This is a genomic window from Glutamicibacter sp. AOP12-B1-11, assembly GCF_052379245.1.
In the GTDB taxonomy this organism is placed as follows: Bacteria; Actinomycetota; Actinomycetes; order Actinomycetales; family Micrococcaceae; genus Glutamicibacter.
The window spans coordinates 136,314-157,087 of record NZ_JBQSYL010000004.1 but is presented as its reverse complement, the minus strand read 5'-3'; the positions used below and the strand labels follow the sequence as shown (position 1 = coordinate 157,087).

At 56.0% G+C, this 20,774-nt stretch carries 19 protein-coding genes and 4 tRNA genes; 7 read left to right on the top strand and 16 right to left on the bottom strand.

Annotation, left to right across the window (positions count from 1 at the left end; translation table 11 throughout):
* Positions 1 to 290: 290 nt before the first annotated feature.
* The 8 genes from ACT3UQ_RS03830 to ACT3UQ_RS03795 form a co-directional block, all read right to left on the bottom strand.
* Positions 291 to 1,283, bottom strand: coding sequence for a trypsin-like serine peptidase (locus ACT3UQ_RS03830; RefSeq protein WP_105552272.1), 993 nt, complete (start codon positions 1,281 to 1,283; stop codon positions 291 to 293).
* Positions 1,284 to 1,872: 589 nt separating this feature from the next.
* The gene (locus tag ACT3UQ_RS03825; protein ID WP_105552273.1) at positions 1,873 to 2,481 is read right to left on the bottom strand and encodes a DsbA family oxidoreductase; all 609 of its coding nucleotides are present in this window, start codon (positions 2,479 to 2,481) and stop codon (positions 1,873 to 1,875) included.
* A 41-nt stretch (positions 2,482 to 2,522) separates the two neighbouring features.
* The gene (gene clpX, locus ACT3UQ_RS03820; RefSeq protein WP_105552274.1) at positions 2,523 to 3,815 is read right to left on the bottom strand and encodes an ATP-dependent Clp protease ATP-binding subunit ClpX; all 1,293 of its coding nucleotides are present in this window, start codon (positions 3,813 to 3,815) and stop codon (positions 2,523 to 2,525) included.
* Between the two features lie 167 nt (positions 3,816 to 3,982).
* The gene (locus ACT3UQ_RS03815; RefSeq protein ID WP_096285072.1) at positions 3,983 to 4,642 is read right to left on the bottom strand and encodes an ATP-dependent Clp protease proteolytic subunit; all 660 of its coding nucleotides are present in this window, start codon (positions 4,640 to 4,642) and stop codon (positions 3,983 to 3,985) included.
* Between the two features lie 51 nt (positions 4,643 to 4,693).
* Positions 4,694 to 5,293 carry an ATP-dependent Clp protease proteolytic subunit gene (locus ACT3UQ_RS03810; RefSeq protein ID WP_096285303.1) on the bottom strand — a complete coding sequence of 200 codons (600 nt, stop codon included), beginning with the start codon at positions 5,291 to 5,293 and terminating at the stop codon, positions 4,694 to 4,696.
* Positions 5,294 to 5,539: 246 nt separating this feature from the next.
* A complete protein-coding gene (gene tig, locus ACT3UQ_RS03805) occupies positions 5,540 to 6,874 on the bottom strand; it encodes a trigger factor (protein ID WP_105552275.1) in 1,335 nt (444 codons plus the stop codon).
* 87 nt (positions 6,875 to 6,961) lie between these two features.
* Positions 6,962 to 7,036, bottom strand: a tRNA-Pro gene (locus ACT3UQ_RS03800).
* A gap of 157 nt (positions 7,037 to 7,193) precedes the next feature.
* Positions 7,194 to 7,268 (bottom strand) — tRNA-Pro (locus tag ACT3UQ_RS03795).
* A 372-nt stretch (positions 7,269 to 7,640) separates the two neighbouring features.
* On the opposite strand from ACT3UQ_RS03795, the gene ACT3UQ_RS03790 reads away from it, so the two are divergent.
* Positions 7,641 to 8,078 (top strand): VOC family protein, encoded by a 438-nt coding sequence (locus ACT3UQ_RS03790; RefSeq protein WP_105552276.1) that lies wholly within the window; start codon positions 7,641 to 7,643, stop codon positions 8,076 to 8,078.
* 58 nt (positions 8,079 to 8,136) lie between these two features.
* Here ACT3UQ_RS03790 and ACT3UQ_RS03785 read toward each other — a convergent pair.
* From ACT3UQ_RS03785 to ACT3UQ_RS03775, 3 genes are all read right to left on the bottom strand, one after another.
* Positions 8,137 to 8,207: transfer RNA gene (locus ACT3UQ_RS03785), tRNA-Gly, on the bottom strand.
* Between the two features lie 188 nt (positions 8,208 to 8,395).
* Complete coding sequence (locus ACT3UQ_RS03780) at positions 8,396 to 9,364, bottom strand: Fpg/Nei family DNA glycosylase (RefSeq protein ID WP_444636508.1); 969 nt, start codon at positions 9,362 to 9,364, stop codon at positions 8,396 to 8,398.
* A 2-nt stretch (positions 9,365 to 9,366) separates the two neighbouring features.
* Positions 9,367 to 9,840: a ribose-5-phosphate isomerase gene (locus ACT3UQ_RS03775; RefSeq protein WP_444636507.1), complete on the bottom strand. Its 474-nt coding sequence runs from the start codon at positions 9,838 to 9,840 to the stop codon at positions 9,367 to 9,369.
* A 266-nt stretch (positions 9,841 to 10,106) separates the two neighbouring features.
* On the opposite strand from ACT3UQ_RS03775, the gene pepN reads away from it, so the two are divergent.
* From pepN to ACT3UQ_RS03760, 3 genes are all read left to right on the top strand, one after another.
* Entirely contained in the window at positions 10,107 to 12,653 is a 2,547-nt protein-coding gene (pepN, locus tag ACT3UQ_RS03770) for an aminopeptidase N (RefSeq protein WP_105552279.1), read from the top strand.
* 125 nt (positions 12,654 to 12,778) lie between these two features.
* Positions 12,779 to 13,246, top strand: coding sequence for an OsmC family protein (locus tag ACT3UQ_RS03765; protein WP_105552280.1), 468 nt, complete (start codon positions 12,779 to 12,781; stop codon positions 13,244 to 13,246).
* 16 nt (positions 13,247 to 13,262) lie between these two features.
* Positions 13,263 to 13,763 carry a globin gene (locus tag ACT3UQ_RS03760; RefSeq protein ID WP_105552281.1) on the top strand — a complete coding sequence of 167 codons (501 nt, stop codon included), beginning with the start codon at positions 13,263 to 13,265 and terminating at the stop codon, positions 13,761 to 13,763.
* A 48-nt stretch (positions 13,764 to 13,811) separates the two neighbouring features.
* Here ACT3UQ_RS03760 and ACT3UQ_RS03755 read toward each other — a convergent pair whose 3' ends face one another.
* Positions 13,812 to 14,471 carry a hypothetical protein gene (locus ACT3UQ_RS03755; RefSeq protein WP_105552282.1) on the bottom strand — a complete coding sequence of 220 codons (660 nt, stop codon included), beginning with the start codon at positions 14,469 to 14,471 and terminating at the stop codon, positions 13,812 to 13,814.
* 155 nt (positions 14,472 to 14,626) lie between these two features.
* Here ACT3UQ_RS03755 and ACT3UQ_RS03750 point away from each other — a divergent pair, with 155 nt between their 5' ends.
* On the top strand, positions 14,627 to 15,523 hold the full coding sequence (locus ACT3UQ_RS03750; RefSeq protein WP_258133461.1) for an acyl-CoA thioesterase: 897 nt from the start codon (positions 14,627 to 14,629) through the stop codon (positions 15,521 to 15,523).
* Between the two features lie 175 nt (positions 15,524 to 15,698).
* Here ACT3UQ_RS03750 and soxR read toward each other — a convergent pair whose 3' ends face one another.
* On the bottom strand, positions 15,699 to 16,175 hold the full coding sequence (soxR, locus tag ACT3UQ_RS03745; RefSeq protein WP_105552284.1) for a redox-sensitive transcriptional activator SoxR: 477 nt from the start codon (positions 16,173 to 16,175) through the stop codon (positions 15,699 to 15,701).
* A 155-nt stretch (positions 16,176 to 16,330) separates the two neighbouring features.
* On the opposite strand from soxR, the gene ACT3UQ_RS03740 reads away from it, so the two are divergent.
* Positions 16,331 to 16,837, top strand: a complete 507-nt coding sequence (locus ACT3UQ_RS03740; RefSeq protein WP_258133839.1) for a flavin reductase family protein — start codon at positions 16,331 to 16,333, stop codon at positions 16,835 to 16,837.
* An 86-nt stretch (positions 16,838 to 16,923) separates the two neighbouring features.
* Here ACT3UQ_RS03740 and ettA read toward each other — a convergent pair whose 3' ends face one another.
* From ettA to ACT3UQ_RS03725, 3 genes are all read right to left on the bottom strand, one after another.
* Entirely contained in the window at positions 16,924 to 18,606 is a 1,683-nt protein-coding gene (gene ettA / locus ACT3UQ_RS03735; protein ID WP_096285090.1) for an energy-dependent translational throttle protein EttA, read from the bottom strand.
* A 113-nt stretch (positions 18,607 to 18,719) separates the two neighbouring features.
* Positions 18,720 to 19,193, bottom strand: a complete 474-nt coding sequence (locus tag ACT3UQ_RS03730) for a single-stranded DNA-binding protein (RefSeq protein WP_105552285.1) — start codon at positions 19,191 to 19,193, stop codon at positions 18,720 to 18,722.
* Positions 19,194 to 19,238: 45 nt separating this feature from the next.
* Complete coding sequence (locus ACT3UQ_RS03725) at positions 19,239 to 20,006, bottom strand: CPBP family intramembrane glutamic endopeptidase (protein WP_219843895.1); 768 nt, start codon at positions 20,004 to 20,006, stop codon at positions 19,239 to 19,241.
* Between the two features lie 278 nt (positions 20,007 to 20,284).
* On the opposite strand from ACT3UQ_RS03725, the gene ACT3UQ_RS03720 reads away from it, so the two are divergent.
* A tRNA-Arg gene (locus ACT3UQ_RS03720) sits at positions 20,285 to 20,361 on the top strand.
* Positions 20,362 to 20,774 lie beyond the last annotated feature (413 nt).

Here is a 20,774-nt window from a genome sequence, read left to right as displayed (position 1 = left end):
GTTCGAGAGCAGTATGCGTTAACCAGAATGCCCAGCGGCAGGGTCAGCCGCCGTCCTCATCCTTGCTTTGCCCGGTTGGGCTTGGTATTACTACCTGCATCGGCTTAGCATCCTGCTTCCGCGTATCGTTAAAATATGAAAGCTGTTCGCTGACCGTTTGATCCAACTTTTGCCTACTGCTCTTTCCGCTGGCGCATTCGCCAGCAGCGTCATCCTCTGCTTGCATCCCCTGCTCCTAAACGGGTTTGGGCGGAATGTCGTCGCTGACATTCCGCCCAAATCACGTCTTGCTAGTTCTGAGCTGCGTTATATGCCTGCTCAACGACCGATCCCCAGTAGGGGCCGAACATCGTGTTGCGCACTCCACTGTAGCCGAAGCTGTTGACGGAGTTCTGGTATCCATCGGAACCGCCGAGGAACCATGGGCCGCCGGAGGAACCGCCCGTCATGTCGCAGGGAATACCCTGAGACTGCGACTGTCCGTAGGGATCAGCTGTGGCAGTTCCGCTGCAGGACTGCAAAGTTTCACCGTTGAACGGAGTCGCGGCAGGGTATCCGAAAGCTGTGTAGTTCAATCCGCGCGCCTGGTTGAACGCGACACCCGAAGCTCCAACCTGATCTGCGAGGCTTACCCCGCTGTTGTCGGTGACCACCGCGAAGGCGGTGTCGTAGCTAATGTCGCCGCCGTTGCTCCACTGCGTTGGGGTGACCAGTTCGGTAGCCGCAAAGGATCCATAGGGTGCGTTGCCATTTTCATAGGCGGGAACAAACACCCATCGAGTTGCGAACGCGCCCGGTCCTTCATTGGCACAGTGTCCGGCTGTGGACACGGTCGATTCGTTGGCCGAGACAACCGAGTTGCCCGAGCAAACATAGTCAGATCCGCCGAGGGTGAAGAACACCTTACCAATGTGGGACACCGGAGTGACCGCAGATCCTCTTTTCGGCTTGTTGGCGTTCTCGTTGCGCTTCATCGCTTCCTGGCCGGCAATCTTCTTTGATTTTCCCGCCTTCAGCGGGGCGTTTGAAGTTGATTTACCGTGGGCGAGGCTGTCAGCGGACTTGGCGTTTTCCATGCGCTCAGAAGTCCAATAACTCATTGCATTTTCCGCCTGCGACAAGGTAATGCTTGTCGACTCGATCTTGTCCGTGGGGGCTGTGGGGGCAGCCATAGCCATCGATGCACTTCCACCGATGAGTCCGCCGGCCAGCAAAAGCGCGGCGAATGCTCTGCCCTTGTTTTTGCCCTTCTTTGGACCACGATCTTCGTATCTATCTTGCACGATTTCTCCCTATCTGGCGGATGGGGGCCGCCATCGAAAGCATGTGCCGAAGCACCTGTGGGAGTTAGTCAAACACATCTTTCAGGCATTACCTAGGGGTTTCCAACAAGATATTTGAGAGTTCATTGTCGCAACCGTCAAAAAGTCTGAAACGGATTTTTTCCTACTAATAACTTCTGCCGGAAACTTTCATGGCACCGAAAACCCGCGTGCACCCTTTGCTTTCGGGTTGCATTCGCTACTGCCCAGTAATCTCCGAGAAGCTCCGATCTCACACGCCGGTCGACGGAACCAGCCACTCCGTGTAGGAGCTGGAATAATTTGTGAAAGAACCGTGAGGCACTTCACATTACCTGCATAGAAAATTCATATAAATTTTTTCGGAACAATTAGCAAGGATGCAAGCATTAACTCACGACTAGTCAGTGAGAGCGCTCCCCAGAGATCCAAGAGGTTACTTATGATGCGTCGCGAACTAACTGCTCATTGTTGATCGGGAGCCGAAAGTATCGTTTGCCCCATGCCAAGCGCAAAGGGCCCAGCCAAGAACTTCTTGGCTGGACCCTTTGCTCTTTTAAGCAATCCCGGACTATTCGAAGATTGGGCTTTCGGTCCGACTGCGCTTCATCTCGAAGAAGTAGGGGAACGAAGCAAGTTGCGCTGCAGCGTCAAACATCTTGCCGGCGTCTTCTCCGGTTGGGATCCGGGTGATAACCGGCCCAAAGAACGCGACACCATCCACGGCGATGATTGGTGTTCCTACATCTTGGCCAACCTTGGAAATGCCTACCTCGTGGCTTGCACGAAGTGCAGCATCATTTTCATCGGTATTCGCCGCAGTTGCGAGTTCGGCAGGCAAACCTACCTTCGCAAGAGCTCGGGCGATCACCTCATCGCGATCTGAAACCTTTTCGTGATGGAAAAGTTCGCCCATGGCCGTATAGAGCTTGTCGATCACTTCATCACCATGGTCTTGGGCCGCCTTGATCACGACTCGGACCGGACCCCAAGAGATATCCATGGACGCGCGGTAGTCTTCCGGAAGTTCCCGCCCTTCGTTGAGCACCGACAAGCTCATGACATTCCAGCTCACGTCGATGTCGCGGACCTTTTCAACTTCCTTGATCCAGCGGCTAGTGGCCCATGCAAAGGGGCAAATCGGGTCAAACCAGAAATCAACTTGAGTGCGCTTGGGCATGAACCCTCAACTTTCTACCGATAACTCAACGGGATTTTAAACTACGCGGACTTCTTGTTTCGCTTGGCAGCGACATCGTGTGAAAGAAGTAGCGGTGCTTCACGGTTCATTACCGTGCCACGGGTGACAACCACTTCCGCAATTTCTTCGAGGCTTGGCAGTTCAAACATGATCCCGCCAAGGCTCTCTTCCAAAATGGCCCGAAGCCCGCGAGCACCAGTTTCACGTTCGATGGCCAGCTCCGCGACCGCATCCAATGCCTGCGGTTCGAAGCTCAGCTCCACACCATCCATGCGGAACATTTTTTGGTATTGCTTGACCAAAGCGTTCTTCGGCTCAGTCAGGACCCGAACCAGGGATTCGCGATCAAGGTGTTCGACCGTGGTGATCACTGGCAGTCGTCCGACGAATTCGGGTATCAAACCGAATTTCAGCAGATCTTCAGGACGAACATCGGAATACGACGGGGTTTCAGATTTCAGCGCGGTCAAGGGCGCGCCGAAGCCGATTCCCTTACGTCCCGCGCGTGAAGAAATAATCTCTTCGAGCCCCGCAAAAGCGCCAGCTACGATGAACAAGATGTTTGTCGTGTCCAACTGCAAGAAGTCTTGATGCGGATGCTTGCGTCCCCCCTGTGGCGGGACTGCGGCAACGGTACCTTCGAGAATTTTCAGCAATGCCTGCTGGACGCCTTCACCCGAGACATCGCGGGTAATCGACGGATTCTCGCTCTTGCGCGAGATCTTATCGATTTCGTCGATGTAGATAATGCCTGTCTCGGCCTTCTTCACATCGAAGTCTGCGGCTTGGATTAGCTTGAGCAGAATGTTTTCAACGTCTTCACCAACGTAACCTGCCTCGGTCAAGCTGGTCGCGTCTGCAACGGCGAACGGGACGTTGAGTTTTTTGGCCAGCGACTGCGCCAGATAGGTCTTACCGCAACCGGTGGGACCTATCAACATGATGTTGGATTTTGAAACCTCAACATCGTCCAGTGGGTTGTCACTGTTTATGGCAGCGACCGGACCTTGCTCCTGGGTGCCATGAATTCGTTTGTAGTGGTTGTACACGGCTACGGACAGAGCACGCTTCGCGTTCTCCTGGCCGATCACGTACTCCTCTAGGGAATTGAAGATCTCAAGCGGTTTTGGCAGCGAGAAATCTTCGGAGACCTGTTCTTCAGCAAACTCCTCTGCAATGATTTCATTGCACAGTTCGATGCATTCGGTACAGATGTAGACTCCGTGGCCTGCAATTAGCTTCTTAACCTGCTTTTGGCTCTTTCCGCAGAAAGAACACTTCAACAGATCCGAGCCTTCGCCCATTCGTCCCATCGCACCGATCTCCTGTTTGCTTGAGTTGCCGTGGACTATCCCAATTCTAGGTCAGATAACCCCAAAATTAGCTGAATATGGCGGTCTACCTGCGTGGTGTCCTCCTCTTGTGGAGAACGCACCTACAAGGTAAACCGCCAATATTCAATGATTATTCCGCGTAAGGCCTAGTTACCGAGCTGAGCGCGGTTTACCTTGCGTGGGGTAAGCACTTCGTCAACGATGCCATATTCCTTGGCGTCGGCAGCGGTCATGAATAGATCGCGCTCCACATCGTCGCGAACCTTCTCCACGGACTGGCCCGAATGCCCGGCAATGGTCTCTTCCAACCACGCGCGCATGCGCATTACCTCTTCGGCCTGGATCTGCAGGTCCGTTGCGGTACCGCGTTCGCCCCCGCCCATCGATGGCTGGTGGATCAGCACGCGGGCGTTTGGCAGCGCCAGACGCTTGCCCGGGGTTCCGGCGGCCAGCAACACAGCTGCTGCTGAGGCTGCTTGGCCGAGGCAAACGGTCTGCACTTCTGGGCGAATGAACTGGATCGTGTCATAGATCGCGGTCATCGCGGTGAACGAGCCACCCGGTGAGTTGATGTACAAGGTGACATCGCGCTCCGGATCCATGGATTCGAGCACCAGCAGCTGTGCCATCACGTCATCGGCCGACGCGTCGTCGACCTGGGCGCCGAGGAAGATAATGCGATCTTCGAACAGCTTGGCGTATGGATCCTGACGCTTGAACCCGTATGGGGTGCGCTCTTCGAACTGCGGCAGGATGTAGCGGGCCGACGGCGTCTGGCCGCTGATGGCTTCCGGATTGAAGTTCATGGTTTTCTCCTAGGACAAATCTTTGGGATTCAGGCGGATGAGTAAGACCGACTACTTGGCGGTATCGACGCCGCCACCACCGGTGACTGTGCCGGCATGCATGGCGATCTGATCGTAGAAGCCGTACTTCAGGCCCTCTTCAGCGGTGAACCACTTATCGCGCTGGTTATCGATAAGGATCTGCTCAACGCTCTGACCGGTCTGCTCGGCAGTCAGGTCGCTCATGACCTTCTTCATGTGCATGATCAGCTCGGCCTGGATCTTAATATCCGAGGCGGTACCACCGATGCCGCCGGAAGGCTGGTGCATCAGGATGCGGGCGTTCGGCGTAGCGTAGCGTTTGCCCGGAGTGCCCGAGGACAACAGGAACTGGCCCATCGAAGCAGCCAGGCCGGTTGCAACGGTGACGACATCGTTGGGAATGTACTGCATGGTGTCGTAGATAGCCATGCCCGCGGTGATGGAGCCACCTGGAGAGTTGATGTAAAGGTAGATGTCCTTCTCAGGATCTTCCGCCGAAAGCAACAGCAGCTGCGAGCAAATAGCGTTCGCATTGTCGTCGCGGACCTCGGAGCCCAGCCAGATGATGCGCTCCTTGAGCAGGCGGTTGTAGATGTAATCCTCACGGCCGGCCGGGTCAACGGTGGCCATGGTGGGAGTGCGCGAATCATTTGACATGTTCTCTACCTCTTCCAAACGTGTAGATCAGATTTTGAAACTCTATTTCGAATCTCAAAGCTGCAACTGGTTACTTTGAGATTACTGACTTCAACCCGGCCTTGGGGCGTTTCATGCCCCGTTTTCGCTCACGGCGCATGAGTACACCGAGAGCGAACAAAAAATGGCCGCCTGCCAGCTTGTTTCCAAGCTGGCAGGCGGCCATCTATATGCCGGGGACTACTTGGCCTCGGTGGTCTCCTCGACCGCTACAGCTTCTTCTTCGCCAGCTGGCTTCACGAAGGAAGTGAGATCCACAGCGGCACCGTTCGAGTCGGTGACGGTTGCGAATTCCAGCACCTTGGCAAGTGCCTTGCGACGGCGAACCTCGCCCATCAGCATTGGGACCTGGCCGGCGCCGTCCAGCATCTGCGCGAACTGGTTCGGCTCCATGCCGTACTGACCTGCGGTCTGCACGATGTAGTCGATCAGCTCGGACTGCTCAACGCCAACTTCCTCGGCGTCTGCGACGGCGTCAAGGATGATTTCGTTCTTGAAAGCACGCTCGGTGTTCTCGCGAACCTCTGCGCGGTGCTCCTCGGTGTCGTGGTCAGCTTCAGCGTCAGGTGCGTTGAAGTGCTGCTCGATCTGCTCTTCGATCACCGATGCAGGCACAGGGACCTCGATCAGTTCGACCAACTTGTCCAAGACGAGTTCGCGCGCCTCAACACCCTGCTCAACAATCTTGCCCTCAGCAGCATCCTTGGACAGCGAGTCGCGCAATTCAGCGATGGTGTCGTATTCGGAAGCAAGCTGAGCGAAGTCGTCATTCGCTTCTGGCAGTTCGCGCGACTTCACGGCGGAGACGACAACGTTGACGGTTGCGGTCTTTCCTGCGTGCTCGCCACCGGCAAGGGTGGTCTCGAAGGTTGCGTCTTCGCCAGCGGACAGGCCGGTAACAGCCTCGTCCATGCCTTCAAGCATATTGCCCGAGCCCACCTGGTAGGACAGACCCTGTGCAGCGTCGACCTCTTCGCCCTCAACCGAAGCGGTCAGGTCGAGGGTGACGAAGGAATCTGCAGCTGCTGGTGCCTCAACATCCTTCAGGGTGCCGAAGCGACCGCGCAGGTCGTCTAGGGCCTTCTCGATATCTTCGTCGGCAACTTCCTTTGCCTCGACGGAGACCTCGATGCCCTTGTAGTCAGGCAGTTCAACCTTCGGGCGGATATCAACTTCGAAGCTGAAGACCAGCTGGCCTTCGCCTTCCTTCTCGATGGAAGGCAGCTCGGTGATGTCAACCTCTGGGCGGGACAGCGGGGTCAGCTCGTGCTCGACCATGGCCTTCTGATAGAAGTCGTTCAGCCCCTCGTTCACAGCGGTTTCAATGACGTAACCGCGACCAACGCGCTGATCGATCATGCGAGTTGGAACCTTGCCCTTGCGGAAGCCTGGAACCTGAATCTGCTGAGCGATGGTCTTGTACGCCTCATCGACGCGGGGCTTCAGTTCCTCATAAGGAACCTCAACGTTCAGTTTCACCCGAGTCGGGTTGACGTTTTCGACGGCGCTCTTCACAGCGTTGTACTCCTGAGTGTCTAAGAATTAGGTCTGATCTGCAAAAAACCCCGCAACATGGTGGCGTTGCGGGGTTATTCGACAGAGTCGGGGTGACAGGATTCGAACCTGCGACCTCACGCTCCCAAAGCGCGCGCTCTAGCCAAGCTGAGCTACACCCCGATTAGCAGTGATTAGTCTAACCTGAGTTATCCTTTATCCACTAATCGTTTGTGATGCATACCGTTAACCTTTCACAGTTTCCGGTGATCACCAGAGCTAAATTATATTTAGTTCTCGATTTCATGAGATATAAACCGAAGTTTTTTTATTTCATGAGTCGGGGTAACAGGATTCGAACCTGCGACCTCACGCTCCCAAAGCGCGCGCTCTAGCCAAGCTGAGCTATACCCCGTTGAACTCCTAGTGAAAATCCCTTTTCACCTGAGTCAACATCTTGTGAATCGCTGCTGGGTTTTTGTTATCCCTGCGTGATCACAAGAAATAAATTTACACGGGTTCGCGCTAAATGCAAAATCGGCATCCTGCTGGCAATTATCAACAACTTCAGCGAATTTACGCGGAATTTACCGCCTTGACGTCTCTTTTTAGCGTAAATCAGCGAAAAAGGTGAGGTGAGTAACAGGAAATTTGAACGTTTTTCATCGTTTTTGCACTCAAATCATCCAGCAAGTTCCACGATGGCTGAAGCCGCCGAACCGCACCGCACCAGACGTGACCATCCATAGACTCCGCGCAGTCAAGCGATCGGGACTACGATCGCCCTATGGCAACTACTTGGGCACTGACCTTTGACTGCAACTCACCGGTGGAGCAAGCAAAATTCTGGAAAGCGGCGCTTGATTATGCGGACGCTCCCCCGCCATCGGGGTTCACCTCTTGGACCGACTGGCTTATCGCTTGCGATGTTCCAGAGGACGAGTGGGATGACGGGGCCGCGATTTGCGACCCTACAGGCGAAGGTCCGCAAATTTCGATGCTAAAGGTCCCAGAAGGGAAGATCGCAAAGAACCGGATTCATCTAGATCTGAAAGTTGGCTTGGGGCGGAATCAGCCCGCACACTTGCGCCGGCAACGGATCGAAGAGAAGGTTGGGCTGCTTATGCGCCTGGGGGCTAGCGAACTGGCGCGGCACTGCATTAATGGTGAACTGGATCATGTGGTTCTTGCAGATCCCGAAGGAAATGAATTCTGCGTGGTGTAGGCATCGCTCGAGCATCGACGCAAAAAAGGCCCCGCATCAGCGGGACCTTTTTATTCGGAGGGGATGACGGGAATCGAACCCGCATCATTAGTTTGGAAGACTAAGGCTTTACCACTAAGCTACATCCCCACATTTCGTGACTTCATCGCCGCGAACAGAATTTAGTCTAGACCATAAATCTAGGTCCATGCAAATCGGCTGATTTGGGTTCCGACTTGGACACATCCTCTATAGCACCACGTGGAGCCCGGCAAGGTGATAAACACGCCGAGGGGCCAGAATCTCCTGAGTTAATCCGCACCCAAGCATCCAGATGCTTAGCGTGAAACGTCCTTGCTGCGCGGCAACTTCTGGCACCGCGGACACCAGTACAGTTTCCGACCAGCTACTTCTTCGAGTCGTATGCTCCCCGCGCACTTGCGACAGCCCATCCCCTGACGCTGATAAACGTAGTAGGCGTTGTCCGGCCAGAGCACGCCTTCAGGTTCGCGATCTTCTTCACGAGTAGTAATGATCTTTCCATCGCGGACCCCGTCCTCCATGATGGCGACAATATCCCACCACAATTTGTTGGCGGTTCGCCCGGAAAGTTGGTTGGCCGGAAGGGTTGGGGAAACACGATTGCGGAATAGCGCCTCGGCGCGATAAATATTCCCAACACCGCTGATCACGTTCTGATTCATCAACGCTACGCCGATGGGAGTGCTGGTGCGCGCGAGATTCACTCGAAATTCCCTGAGCCCTGCATCCAAGTATCGCTGGTCTCCACCTGGTTCCACCTGCCCCTTGGAAGCTTGAAAACGGGCCGATGCCCCCGCCAGAGGATCTGGTCCAAGCTTGGCTAGCTGCCGTTGCACCTGATCGATGTCCAAAACTTCGCATGCGGTGGGGCCACGCAGATCCGCCCAGCCGTGCTTGGATACGATGCGAGCACGGACCGCGCCGATTGGAGCAGGCGGTCCGGAGTATGACGCAGTCTCCTGCATGCGGGCTTCACGCTCGCCTATGCGTCGTGGAGCACCGATGGACGAAGCTCCAGCGAATAGGCTGTCGCCGCCAAAATCGAAAGCCCCATAGAGGCCTAAATGCACCCGCAGATATAGGTCGTTTGAGAAGCGGCAAAACAGTTGCTTCCCCTTGGCGAAGGCGTGCTCTAGCTCGTGGCCGTCAATGCGAGCGGCATCTGAAGCAAAGCGCCCTTGGGGCGAAGTAACCTGAACCGCCTGTTCGCCAAAGACATCGTCGAATTGGCGGGACAGGCGATGCAGGGAATGTCCTTCAGGCACAGTTAGTCGATAACCTCGCCGGTTGTTTCATACGAGGCGATCTTACCGATGCGGCGCACATGTCGTTCGGCCTCGCTAAAAGGTTCAGCCAGGAATGCTTCGATTAATTCAGCGGCTTCCACCACCGAGTGCTGGCGTCCGCCAACCGCGATGACATTTGCATCATTGTGCTCGCGAGCAAGCTTCGCGGTATCAAGGTTCCACGCTAGCGCTGCGCGCACGCCTTCGACCTTGTTCGCAGCGATCTGTTCCCCATTGCCCGACCCACCGAGGACGATACCCAAGGCGTCTAGGCCCGCGCGCTGATCCGCGACGACAGCTTGAGCCGCGTTAATGCAGAAAGCTGGGTAATCATCTTCGGGGTCATAGGCTTTCGGCCCGTGATTGACCATTTCGTACCCTCGGTCCGTGAGGTGCTTGACCAAGAAGTCGCTCAGTTCCAGACCTGCGTGGTCAGTGGCGATATGCACGCGCATGTTTTATTGCCTCATTCGTTGGGAGGAAAGCCGGTTTAATGCTCCCTCAAGCTTAGCGACCCACCGGACATAGAATCTAACTCTGCGATGATTCGCAGTGTCTGTGACACCTCATGTGAGCACGCACTATTTTGCCAGTCATAAAAATTTTGCGGTCAAGGACTTGCGTGCTCCCCCGTTGCCAGTGACACAATGGAGGAAGTTATTCAATATTCGTTTCAGAAACTGCGGCGATGTCACTTCATCGCCTCAAGACGGAGAGCCCAATGCCCGGAATGAACCTCACGCGCGCCGAAGCAACCGAACGCGCGAACCTGATCAATGTCGACAGCTACGAGGTGAGTCTGGATCTAACCCAGGGCGACCGCGTATTCACGTCTCGCACCACTGTCCGTTTCACCGCGACCCCGGGAGCAAGCAGCTTCATCGACGCGATCACCGACACCGTCCGCTCGGTGAACCTCAACGGCACCGAGCTGGACCCAACGGTCGTCGCCGACGGGGTACGGATCCAGCTTCCAGAACTCGCGGCACAGAACGTGCTGGTGATCGATGCCGATGCGCGCTATATGAATACCGGCGAGGGACTGCACCGATTCGTAGACCCAGTCGACCAGGAGGTATACCTCTACTCCCAGTTTGAGGTCGCCGACTGCCGCCGCATGTTCGCCGTATTCGAACAGCCGGATCTTAAGGCTTCCTTCCAGTTTTCGGTGAAGGCCCCGACGAAGTGGAACGTAGTTTCAAACGCGCCAACTCCCCAGCCAGTGGTCGATGGCCAGGACTCACGTTGGGATTTCCCTGCCACTCAACGCATCTCTTGCTACATCACCGCGCTAATCGCTGGACCCTACGAGGTTGCACGGGACTCGTTGGTCTCGGCCGATGGCCGCACCATTGAGCTTGGAGTCTTTGCCCGCGCCTCGATGATGCAGTATTTGGATACCGAAGATATCGTCACCATCACTCGTCAGGGATTCGAGTTCTATGAAAAGAACTTCGGAGTGGCATACCCGTTTGAAAAGTACGATCAGCTGTTCGTACCGGAATTCAATGCGGGGGCCATGGAGAACGCTGGAGCCGTGACCTTTCTCGAAGAATACATCTTCCGCTCCCGTCCGACCCACGCCATGGTGGAACGCCGAGCGATCACCATCCTGCACGAACTGGCCCATATGTGGTTCGGCGACTTGGTCACCATGAAGTGGTGGAATGACCTCTGGCTCAATGAATCCTTCGCGGAGTTCATGTCGACCCTTGCCGCGGCACAGAATACCGAGTTCACCAGCTCTTGGACCACCTTCAACATCATGGAAAAGAACTGGGCCTACCGCCAGGACCAGCTTCCGAGCACCCATCCGATCGTTGCCGAGATCAACGATTTGGAAGATGTGGAAGTCAACTTCGACGGCATCACCTACGCCAAGGGCGCTTCGGTGCTACGCCAGCTGGTGGCCTTCGTTGGCCAAGAAGAGTTCATGGCCGGTGTACGCGAGTATTTCAAAAAGCATGCATGGTCCAACACCGAGCTACCTGACCTGCTGACCGAGCTTGAGTCGGCTAGCGGGCGTAATTTGAACGATTGGGGCACATCCTGGCTGGAGACCGCCGGCGTGAATACTTTGAAGGCGGACATCTCCACCGATGAGTCCGGACGCATCACCGGCTTCACCATTAACCAGTCGGCCATCGAGCAGTTCCCAACATTGCGCAAGCACCGGCTGGCGGTGGGTTTCTACACCCTAGATGAGCAGGGCAAGCTCGTGCGCGTACACCGTGAGGAGCTCGATGTTGCTGGCCCGGCCACCGAGGTTCCAGCGCTTGTAGGAATGCAGCGCCCCGATCTGGTCTTGCTTAACGACGATGACCTGACCTACACCAAGATCCGTCTGGATGAGCTCTCGCTGGCTACCGCAATTGAGCACCTGAAGGACTTCACCGAGTCGCTGCCACGCACCTTGGTGTGGAGCGCAGCTTGGGATGCCGTGCGCGATGCTGAGACCCCGGCCAGCGCCTACGTGCAACTGCTGCTCAACAATATCGGGCACGAAATTGATTCCTCGGTAATCATGGTGCTGTTGCGCCAGTTGAATACTGCGATGGATTACTACGTAGCTGGCGACAAAGCCAAGGAAATTTCGGTGCAAGCCGCCGATCGCCTGTGGGAATTGGCGCAGCGGGCCGAAGCCGGTTCCGATGCCCAGCTTCAGTTCGCCAAGGCGTTTGCGCATCGTTCACGCACCGCGGCCCAGCTCGACCAGGTGGCCGGCTTGCTCAACGGCACGGTGCTGTTGCAGGGTCTTACCCTCGACACCGATCTGCGCTGGTCCTTGGCGATCGCGTTGTCTGCAGGGTCTCGCCTGGACGGGGAAGCTCTCGACGCGATGCTCGCAAGCGACGACACCGCCAAGGGCAAGGCAAACTGGTTCACTGCCCGGGCAGCTCGTCCAACAGCCGAGGCGAAGGCCGAGGCCTTTGCCGCAGCCACTTCGGCGACACTATCCAATGATCAGCAAGGAGCGGTGATATCCGGATTCAATATTGCCCATGACAACTCGCTGCTCGAAAGCTACACCGAGGATTACTTTAATCTGCTGGTCAATGCGTGGGAGAATTTTTCCCATGAAATGGCGAAGCAGATCGTGCTCGGCTTCTACCCCACCTCGATGGTCTCTCCGCAGACCATCGAACGCACCGATGCGTTCTTGTCGACGCTAGGTGAAAAGCATCCGGCCATGCGCCGGCTGCTGGTTGAATGCAAAGCAGATGTGGTTCGGGCGCTGGCCGCGCGGGCCACGGACGCCGGAGCTTAACTTTTAGTGTGCCCCAGTGGTGTGCGGCATGGCTCGATGGGGTTATGGTACCTAGTAGGTACGGAAACCAGTCATTGTGCCACACGGCACACCACAAGCATTTTAAATGGTGGGAGAATAGCAGCATGGACCTCTCGCAGCACAGCTATCAGGTAGAGATAGAGTGGACGGGTAATCGCGGAGCTGGCACCACCAGCTATCGTGACTACGGCCGTGAGCACCTCATCCGCGCGGCCGGGCTACCCGACATCGCGGGCACGGCCGATCCGACTTTTCATGGCAGTCCCGATCGCTGGAACCCCGAACAGCTCTTATTGGCGGCCTTGAGCCAATGCCATATGCTCTCCTATCTCCATGTAGCCGTAACCCACGGAGTAGTTGTCACCAGCTATCAGGATCAGGCTTCCGGTAGCTTGAAGTTGAACCGAGATAACAGTGGCGAATTTACCGAAGTGATTCTCCGCCCGCAGGTTCAGTTAGCCGATGAGTCCCAACGAGAACTCGCGGATTCTCTCCACCAGCAAGCCAATAAGGTATGTTTCATCGCTAGATCCGTGAATTTTCCGGTTCTCCATGAACCAGTTGCCGCATAATTTCAGGAAAGTACCCATGAGCGATTTGAACCCACTGCCCCACACCGTGAAACGGGATCCCATGACCAATCCGGTGGTTACCGGTCCGTCAAGTGAAGAATTCCTGCAATTGGCTCAGGCACCGGTGGATCCGTCCGACTACGCCGGAACCTTCTACGAGGAGGTAGGCGGCCGCGTAGTTTTTGCGCAGCTGAGCAAAAACTTCTATACCTCCGTTGCAGAAGATGCGCAGTTCCGGGAAATGTATCCGGAGAAGGATCTCTACCCGGCGCAAATTCGTTTACAGCTGTTCCTCGAGCAGTACTGGGGCGGCCCGACATCCTACTCGGAGCACCGCGGGCATCCACGCCTACGCATGCGCCACATGCCTTACCTCGTCAACCCGCATAATCGAGATGTTTGGCTCGGGCATATGAACAAGGCTATCGATCAGCTGGAGCTACCAATGCTCCATGCCGAGACGCTGCGAGAATATTTTGATCGCGCGGCGCATTCCTTGCTCAACGCATCAAGTTAGATTCCCTAGTGGCAATCCGCGCCGGTGCTGCCGGCGCGGATTTCACTTTTAAGCAAGCAGGGCCGAACGGCGCAGCAGCACATGTCCCAGTCCGTTGCTGACTCGAATCCAGTTCCCCTGACGCAGTACACGGCTTTCGCCGCCCGGGGTCAGGAATCCCAAGGCATGCATCGCGAAGGCGGCGCCAAGCGGCAGACGAGGCTCGGTGTTCTCCAACTCGGAAGACCAAATCCGCTGGCGGATTTGCGCTACGACAGGTTTCCCCGGATTGGCAGGCAAGGCTTGGGCCACCGCGTCGATACCTGTCTGCGTGGCTGCGGATAGCACGTCATCAGGAACGCTCCCAGCATCTTCCCACCCAGCCATTGGCACGGTAATAGCCGCCCACCTGGGATTCTCTTCCACTGGCGGTAACACGAATTCGGTGGAAGCTTCGCCCATTCGCGCCAGGCGATCCTGAATTGCGGAGAAGGAATAGCATGCATTTACCGCGCCCTCCACGGCCAACCGATGCACACGCATACCAAGAATGGTGTAATCGCCCTGGCCTAGCTCTGCCGGGACTAGAACCGGAACATAAACCGCAAGGGCAGTGCCTCGTGCGGTCAGCAAGGCTCCGTCATCTTCAATTGCCTTTGCCCTGCTCAGCAGGTTGGCTAAATCGCTGACTGAATTGGAATCTTCAAAAACAAGTGCGTCACTGACCATAGTGCAATCGTCTCATGACTTGATCCTAATCATCCGGTGCACGCAAGCATTTTCGTCACATGCCGGCACTGTCCTGCGGTGCTGTCGCGAGATTCTTGACACTTCTCACGATAGAGTTTTCAAAGTCATCGAAAGCACGTCAAGGAGTCATTATCGTGACAGAGGAACTAGGCACTACTCAGATCCTGCTAGATCTCTTGGATCTAGACGGAGAAGACCGGGCGCGTACGGATGAAGATATCTTCATCGGTCATACGCCCAAGCAGTCTCGAACCCGAGTCTTCGGTGGCCAGGTCTTGGCCCAATCCGTGGTGGCTGGATCGCGCACCGTTCCCGCGGGACGGGCAATTCATTCAATGCATGGCTACTTCCTACGTCCAGGTGATGCATCGCAGAACATCACCTTCGGTGTCCAGCGGCTGCGCGACGGCCGCTCATTCTCGGCGAGACGAGTACATGCCTATCAAAACGGCGTGCCCATCCTGTCCATGATTGCTTCTTTCCAGGAACCTGCATCCGGCCTGGATCATCACGATCCGGTGCCATTTGAAGTACCGGCCCCGGAAACATTGCGCACAACGGCGGAAATCATCGGGAAGTTCGACCACCCGGTTGCTCGCGAATGGGCCTACGAGAGGCCGTTCGACATGCGCCACATCACCGAACCGGTTTATCTTCCAGGCTATGACCAGCACGAGCCCATGGCAGCGGTATGGATGCGCACCACCGCCCCGATGCCCGATGATCCGATGTTGCACCGCGCCGCTCTGGCCTACGCCAGCGACTACATGCTGCTTGAACCGGTGCTCCGAGGCCATGGCGTCAGCTGGATTCATCGTGGCCTGAGTATCGCCAGCCTGGATCATGCCATGTGGTGGCATCGCGAATTCCGAGCCGACGAATGGCTGCTCTACGTCCTGCGATCACCGAGCGCTTCTTCGGCTCGGGGACTCGGCACCGGGCAGGTCTTCAATGCTGCCGGCGAACTGGTCGCAACCGTAGCTCAAGAGGGCATGGTGAGACTCCCAGAATTCTTAGCGGAAGACGAATAGGCTCCGGCTCACGCTCGAATCCCAAACGGTATTCCATGGGGCAGCACGCAACGCTGGACAGGTTTTAAGTTGCCCGCTCCTTGGCGAGGGAAGTCAGACACCCCACAATCCGGGCCGGAACGGACCGAAGTCGTCGCGATGTTGTTGAGCTCGGCCCAACTCTGGAACTTATTGACTAGATATCTTTTTCGGCTTCGCCGGTTTCCAGCCTTCGGGCACCGGATCCTTCCTGGGCCAGCGCGTCCTCTGGATTCAGCAGCAAGCATGCTTGCATCGAAAGGCACCCGCAGCCGATGCAGCCCATGAGCCTGTCTTCTAGTTCTTCGATTGCGCGCCTGCGGCGTTCGAGGACCCGCTTCCATTCGTTGGATGCGCGTTGCCAGTCCTTTTCGGAAGGAATTTTATCCATTGGCACCGGGTCAAGAGCGTGACGGATGTCCGCCAACGGAATGCCGAGCTTGCTGCCGACCGTAATCAGCGAAATGCGTCGAAGCATATGGCGTGGGTAGCGCCGCTGATTACCGGAGGTTCTAGTCGAACAGATCAATCCGATTTCTTCATAGTAGTGCAGCGCTGATTTTGCCACGCCGGTGCGTTCGCTCACGTGGCCAATCCCGAGAAGCTGCTGTCCGGGTACTGCATTTTCGATCATGTTCACTCCCCTGTGCCCATCATCACTGACCAGCAGTTTGACCTCAAGCTTACTTGAGGTTCTACGCTAAGGGTAGTTAGTATCTAGCCACACAGAAACTTTTCGAATAGGAACCATGGATCGCAAAGATTCAGCAAGCGAAGGACTACTCACCTATGCAGAACTTGTCGGCTGATTTCCGCGATGCGTTTCGCGCCCACCCCGCGGGCGTAGCCTTGATCACCGCATCGGTTGCTGGCATTCCCTACGGTCTAACAATCTCCAGCCTGGCATCGTTGTCCATCGAGCCCGTAGCGGTTTCTTTTTCACTCACCAAAGAATCCGGAGCCGCAGGTGCGGTGCTTTCCGCAAGCTCATTCATGATTCACATGCTGGGCGAGGACCATTCGGAGCTTGCCGACAATTTCGCCCGCCCAGGCGCTCCTCGCTTCACGCCCGATCAGGGTTGGTCCTACCTGCCAACCGGCGAGCCGCACTTCCACAAGGCCCCGGTGTCCATGCGCGCACAGATTCACTCCTCGATTAGCGTCGGAGGTTCGCGGTTGATTGCGGCAGAGATCCTTGAAGTCATCACGGGAGAGCCAGTTCAGCACCTGATGTACCAGAACCGCGGATACCTGAAGCTGCCCTCATTGCTCGATGCATCGGTGCCGTGTAAATAATCTAGGATTGCATCGGCAACCTTACTTAGATAGCCCAAAGGCCACCACGAAAATAATTCGTGGTGGCCTTTGGCTTCGACTCAGACTTAGTCGCGAGTCAGGCGACGGTGAGTCACACGATGCGGCTTAGCTGCATCGGCCCCCAACCGTTCAACCTTGTTGTCTTCGTAAGACTGGAAGTTTCCTTCGAACCAGTACCAGTTCGATGGGTTTTCTTCCGTACCCTCGTAAGACAGGATGTGGGTAGCGACTCGGTCCAGGAACCAACGGTCGTGCGAGACGACCACTGCGCAACCTGGGAACTCGAGAAGAGCATTTTCCAGGGACGAGAGAGTTTCAACGTCAAGGTCGTTTGTAGGCTCATCGAGCAGCAAGAGGTTGCCACCCTGCTTCAGGGTCAATGCAAGGTTCAGACGGTTACGCTCACCACCGGAGAGGACACCGGCCTTCTTCTGCTGGTCTGGGCCCTTGAAGCCGAATGCCGAAACATAAGCACGCGAAGGCATCTCAACCTGACCAACCTGAATGTAATCCAGGCCTTCCGAAACAACTTCCCAAAGGGACTTTGTCGGATCAATGTTTTCGCGGTTCTGGTCAACATAGGAAATCTTGACCGTATCGCCGATCTTCAGCGTGCCCCCGTCAAGTTCTTCCATGCCAACAATGGTCTTGAACAGAGTCGATTTACCAACACCGTTAGGACCGATCACGCCGACGATGCCATTTCGAGGAAGCGAGAAGGACAGTCCGTCGATTAGCACACGTTCTCCGAAGCCCTTGTTCAGATCCTGGGCTTCGATGACGACCTGACCCAAACGTGGACCAGGTGGAATCTGGATCTCTTCGAAGTCAAGCTTGCGGGTACGCTCGGCCTCCGCGGCCATTTCTTCATAGCGGGCCAGACGAGCCTTCGACTTCGTCTGGCGGCCCTTGGCGTTGGAGCGAACCCAATCGAGCTCTTCAGCCAGGCGCTTAGCAAGCTTCTGATCCTTTTTGCCCTGCACCTCCATACGCTCGCGCTTCTTCTCCAGGTAAGTGGAGTAGTTGCCCTCGTATGGGTGCAGACGACCGCGGTCAACTTCACAGATCCACTCGGCGACGTGATCCAGGAAGTAACGGTCGTGGGTTACGGCCAAAACCGCGCCCGGGTAGGCTGCCAGGTGCTGTTCGAGCCACAATACTGACTCGGCGTCCAAGTGGTTAGTGGGCTCATCGAGGAGCAACAGGTCTGGTTTCTGCAGCAGCAATTTGCATAGCGCGACGCGTCGACGCTCACCACCGGAGAGGTGCGTGACCATTTCGTCGCCCGGTGGGCAACGCAGGGCATCCATTGCCTGTTCGAGCTGGTTGTCGATGTCCCAAGCGTCGGCGGCGTCGATAGCCTCCTGGAGCTTGCCCATCTCTTCTAGCAAGGTGTCGAAATCGGCACCTTCCTGAGCCATCTCTTCTGAGATTTCATTGAATCGGGTGATCTTTTCATAGATCTCGCCGACGCCTTCCTGGACGTTGCCCAGGACGGTCTTTTCTTCGTTGAGGGGTGGTTCCTGCAGCAAGATGCCCACAGAGTAACCAGGTGAAAGACGTGCCTCACCATTGGACGGGGTATCGATTCCCGCCATAATCTTCAGGATCGTTGACTTACCAGCACCGTTAGGGCCCACGACACCAATTTTGGCGCCCGGGTAGAACGACATGCTGACATCGTCAAGGATGACTTTGTCACCAACGGCCTTGCGAGCCTTGGTCATCGTGTAAATAAATTCCGCCATGCCCTTAAGGCTAGTGCCTCAGTGGGTGCAAATCCGAATCCACACACCACTATTTTGCTCCAGTGGTGCCCGGTTTCACACGTTTTCCCGTGACACCACTGAATGCGGAGGAATTACGCTGCGTCGGTGTCCCTCTCAGGCCACGAGCCACCGGTGTTTTCGTTCACGGACTGGTGGCGCGATTCGGCTTGCTGGGGATGGGACGAACGTTCAATGTCGCCCGAGGCGTTTCGCACTTTAGTGAAGTGCGAGGTCCCGAACTTCAGGTCATGGCCGAACGAGAAGGCCTCAATATCAGCGCTCGTTCCGCGCGATCCATCCGCCCGTTCGAACTGGCGTATTTGGAGCTTGCCGATCACGACAATGTGGTCGCCCTGCTCCAACGACTCCATCCCATTCTCGGCCAGCCCTCGGAAAGCACTCACTGAGAACCAATTGGTTCCGGCGTCAACCCATTGTCCGGTTTCAGGGTCCTTTTTGCGTTCATGAGTCACCGCACGAAATTTGAGCACCGCTAGCCCCTGTGGGGTAATGCTCAATTGTGGCTCTGTTCCAACTACTGCACGGATGGTCACAAGATCACTCATGACGTTCTTCTCCTTTGGTCCTGCCCCGGGAGCGGCCCCGGGGCTTCAGTCCATGCTGAGCCCAGGCCGATTAGATCCGGTACTCCTCGGCTCATTCTGTGGATAACTTGGATCGGGCCTAGCCCGAAAGGCTCCGAATAGCACCATCACCAAAATCACCGCCCCGGGAAAGATCCAACCCGACCAGCCCAGGATTGAGGCCTTGGTCGAATCAAGCATTGACCCCATAACCATGAACAGCGATACCAAACCCACGCTGGCGTTGAAGACGCCATGAGCAAATGCGGCAGGCCAGACGGAGCCACTGAATGTGCGCAGCCACGCAAAAACTGCCCCCACAAAGATGCACATTCCGCACATCGCGGCAAGGCCCCACGCGCCCTTGGCGAACGGATAGTTGTATCCCAATAGGATCAATGGAGCATGCCAGAGACCCCAAATAACACCTGAAATCAAGATTGCGGGCAGCTGCCCCAGTGGTTGAAGCTTTGGCCATAGCCACCCGCGCCAACCGATCTCTTCGCCCAGGGCAGGAATGAGGTTCATTAGTCCGGCAACGAGGATGATTCCTGCCTGGCCAAGCAAATATTTGCCGGGCCCGTCGGTCCCCGCCACGAAGTTCAAGACCATAAACTGGTTCAAGTCTCCGGGGAAGACCCCCAGCCATGTGCCAATGATTGGCGCCTGAATTATTAGGACGATCGGCAATAGGTAGGCAAGCAGCACTGCGAGCAGAAATCGCGTGGGCTTACCAAGCGGAAGCAGCCCGGATTCCTGCAAAAACTGTTTTCCGCGACGTTGAAGCAAGCTCATGCACAGGGCAGCGATAGTGGGCGTCAGCATCATACCCATGGCAATCCACATGAACTGCGGATGGTGAAGGCCCGCGCCTTGCCACAATGGCAAAGCTACGAGCCACGCGAGCCCAAAACTTATGGCCGTATAACAGGCGATACTTTTCAGTCCGCCAATTCTCCATCGCTGCATACAAAGATCCCCTACTCAACAGCTAACAAAGCGCTCCTCCTACAACACTAGCGCCTCCGGTTAGAGATCTTGCTTGTCAATGGGCTAAACTAATTTTCGGTTACGCCTCCGTAGCTCAGCTGGATAGAGCAAGAGCCTTCTAATCTCTAGGTCGCCGGTTCGAATCCGGCCGGGGGTACCAAATTAAACCGCCGCTCACTTGGTAATACAAATGAGCGGCGGTTTTTCTTTTTGAAACGAGAAAGAGACCTTAGCGGGTTTTGACCATAGTTTTTGTTTTGAGCCCCCACCCCATGGCCCCTCTTCGGATTTGCGTATCACCAAAAGAAGTATTCCTCGAGCAAGGGTTCAAGCCTGCAACAGCCCGCCAGGTTCGCGATCTCTTCATGACGCCTCTGAGCTATTGCGTTTGCCCGCCGGGATTGCATTCCTGCTCGTGGATCGCCACTAGCAATCCCACAGCAATTTGATTCGAAAACTCCTCGCTTCACCCCTGGCCCCACGCCGCATCGCTTGCGTGATGCCTTCGCGGCACTTCGCCAATCGCCTTATTGCCGATAGAAATCCTCATGCTCAGCGGCCTAGAAAGAACCC